We start from the raw sequence: 3,195 nt of genomic DNA, 5'->3' as shown, positions 1-3,195 counted from the left end.
ATTTACCAGTTTTAATTTTTTCATAGTTTAAGTGACTGATAGTTTTATCTGCGGTTTCTTTGATGCAACCATTGATGTCTAGATTATCTAAACTATGGTTGATTCTAAAAGCACCTGCACTGCGAGGTTTTTTTCCTTCTTCCTCAGTTTTGCTGTAAAGATAAACTGATGCTAAAGAGTGAGATTCAGTTCTCACTGCACCGTCGCTATTGAGATAAAATCTGTCAATATCTCTTTGCGATAATCCATTAGAAGGCACGCCTTTAATTGCTGGATGAACTGCTAGTAATTCTTTTTCAGCCACCAACAATCTTTCTATGAGTTCAGCAACAGGTGCTTGGGGTGTCTTATCTTGAGGTTTATTTGCAATAGGAACAGTAGCTTCTGGACTAAAATCAGGAACATTTTCTTTAACACCAAAGAAACTGGCTTCGTAGGCAGTTTTCAAAGCTAATTCCAGTCCTTTGGGGTCTACATCTGTGGTGCTGGTGACACCCATTGTATTATCTTCATTCCAGACACGAACAGTAACACCAGAGCGATTTGAGGCTTTGACTTGTTTTAGCTCACCTTGGTCTACTTGCACCCTAGTATCATCTACTGTTGAGCCATAAATGTCAAATTTCTTAATGCCAAGCTTCTCAGCATTGTCCTTGGCAGAATTTGCAATCTCATTGATATTTGGCATAGTCAATTTTGGATTTTGAATTTTAGACTTCGACTTTGCTCAGTCGAACGATTTTGGATGGGAAGCGATTTTATTTTGGGTATTAGATTTTGAATTTTGGATGTTAAGCTGTTCCACATAAAATTTGCTTGTATTTCTTGGGTGGGCGAGACGCCCACCCTACAACTGAGTATTATGCTAGATGTGGTTTAGCTTATGATTTATATTTGTCTGGTAGCTTTTTATTGACACAATATCGTGATCATTCACAATCCAAAATCCAAAATCTTAAATCCAAAATGATTATCTTCCACCGACGGTAATAGAATCAACCTTGATGTGTGGTTGTCCTACTGTGGTGTAAATACTGCCACTCACAGAACCACACAAACCAGGTGCAATTTCCAAATCTTGGGAACACATAGAAATTTTATTCATAATTTCCTTCGCTTCACCAATTAGAATTGCTCCCTTTAACGGTTTGGTGATTTTGCCATTTTCAATCAAATAAGCTTCATCAACACTAAAGTTAAATTGGCCTGTAGCACCAACGCTTCCGCCACCCATCTTTTTACAGTAAATACCTTTATCAACAGAGGTAAATAAATCATCAATGCTATATTCGCCAGAATCAATATAAGTATTACGCATCCGGCTAGCAGCAGCAAAGGTATAATTTTGGCGGCGTCCACTTCCAGTTCTGGGGTGTCCGGTGCGTGCAGAACCTGTTCTATCTGCTAAGAAGTTTTTGAGAACGCCTTTTTCAATTAATAGGGTTCTTTGAGCAGGCATACCTTCGTCATCCATGTCAATTGTCCCGAAGGCATTTTCAGACCGCCCTTCATCCCAGGCTGTCAAACTTTCGTGGGCAATTTTTTCGCCTTTTTTGTCAGCAAAGGGAGTGGTATTGCGTTCAATTTGAGTGGTTTCTAGTAGGTGTCCGCAAGCTTCGTGGAAGATTACGCCGCCAAAGTGATTCGCCATAATAATCGGGTAAGTACCTGATTCTACGTAATCGGCGTAGAGCATTTTGCCAGCAGATTCTGCTATTTTTTCGGCAGCTTGTTGAGAATCCCAAGTCCTCAAGAAGTTGGCATCGCTGGTGTTACCAGCGCGATCGCCGATGGAAGCACGATTAGCACCATCAGCACACAACAGGTTAAATCCTACTGACTGGGTGAGGCGAATGTCACGGGCAAAAGTGCCGTCACTGGCGGCGATTAAAACTTCTTGCCAATCCCGAAAATAGGTAGCCCGACGCGATTGGACGTGGCTAGCTTTTTGCTTCAGGTGGGCAGTACCATCAAGGAGAACTTCTCCCATTTCTCGGATGGAGCTACATGCTGGTAGCCATGCATCTTTACCTCTTTTGGTGGCGTAATCTCTCAATAACTCTAGGTTGATTTCTGGAATGAAAGCTTTAGGATTGGGTAGTTGCAATCCTAAGATAGAAAGACCTTTTTCTAAAGCTGCTTTCAAACCGGAAAACGAAAGGTCATTGGTGCTGACGTAACAATCAGCTTTGCCGCGAAATACTCTGACTCCCGCGCCTGTAGACAAACTGGGTGAAATACTAGTGATGGAGTCGTCTTCTGCAAGAGAACTAATATAGTTGCGACGCTCTAAAAATAATTCGATGAAGTCAGCACCTGCGGCGCGTCCTAGTCCCAGGAGGGTAGCCAGAGGGGCTTCCCAGGTTTCATCGAAACGCTCTGGTGTGGAAGAATATTGCAGGGTGGGAAGTTGATTCGAGAGAAGTAGCGTACTTGTAAGCATGGGTAGCCTCGTCTGCTGGCGTAGTTCAGAGATTTGACTGAAAAATCCTGGTGTGTTCACTCTAGCAAATTTGCTTGGTTGTCATCTTGACCAATTTTTTGAAAAGCAGCTTGGCCCCTTTAGCAGAAGTGTGCGATCGCACTTTTCCCCATCCCCGCATCCCCAATCACGGTAAAATAACCTTTAAGATGCTTTTTGACGCTATAGCAATCCTATCTGATTTGTGAAAATTCGCAGTGTCCAGATCCCCGACTTCTTTAAGAAGTCGGGGATCTAATACCAATTTAATGTGAAGCTGCACTAAATGAGTAACTCTCTATTCTTGGCGCTCTTGGCGTACTTGGCGGTTCGTATAATATTCTGTGCATCTTCCTACAGAATTGGTATAACTTTTCACGAATGATTTAGGATTGCTATATATATCGGCTGACCAGTTATCGCCACTTCATTCGCCGTCACCCTTAATGTAGAAGCTGTTGTTACCAACATCACGACATTCATCATCAACATCACGACATTCATCATCAACATCACGACATTCATCATCAACATCACGACATTCATCATCAACATCACAACATTCATCATCAACATCACGACATTCATCATCAACATCACGATATTCATCCCACATTCCGCAGATATTAAAGCGGATTTAATAATTATAAAATTGAAGAGACTCAAGCCTGAAATGATTGTCTAGCAATTATTTCAGGCTTTTTTCCTATAAAATAATAAGCGGCAAGTAGAGA

General features: G+C 41.7%; 3 protein-coding genes. All 3 read right to left on the bottom strand.

From position 1 onward, the window contains the following. Positions 1-688, bottom strand: a 688-nt coding sequence (locus LC574_RS33040; protein WP_306422193.1) for a PmbA/TldA family metallopeptidase, incomplete at its 3' end; no start/stop codon positions are given. Positions 689-970: 282 nt separating this feature from the next. After that, entirely contained in the window at positions 971-2,443 is a 1,473-nt protein-coding gene (locus tag LC574_RS33035; RefSeq protein WP_229457807.1) for a TldD/PmbA family protein, read from the bottom strand. Between the two features lie 445 nt (positions 2,444-2,888). Beyond that, positions 2,889-3,077 (bottom strand): hypothetical protein, encoded by a 189-nt coding sequence (locus LC574_RS33030; RefSeq protein ID WP_229457806.1) that lies wholly within the window; start codon positions 3,075-3,077, stop codon positions 2,889-2,891. Positions 3,078-3,195: the final 118 nt, after the last annotated feature.

The sequence above is a fragment of the Nostoc sp. CHAB 5715 genome (assembly GCF_020829685.1).
Taxonomy (GTDB): Bacteria; Cyanobacteriota; Cyanobacteriia; order Cyanobacteriales; family Nostocaceae; genus Nostoc.
This window is presented reverse-complemented; position numbering and strand designations above follow the sequence as displayed.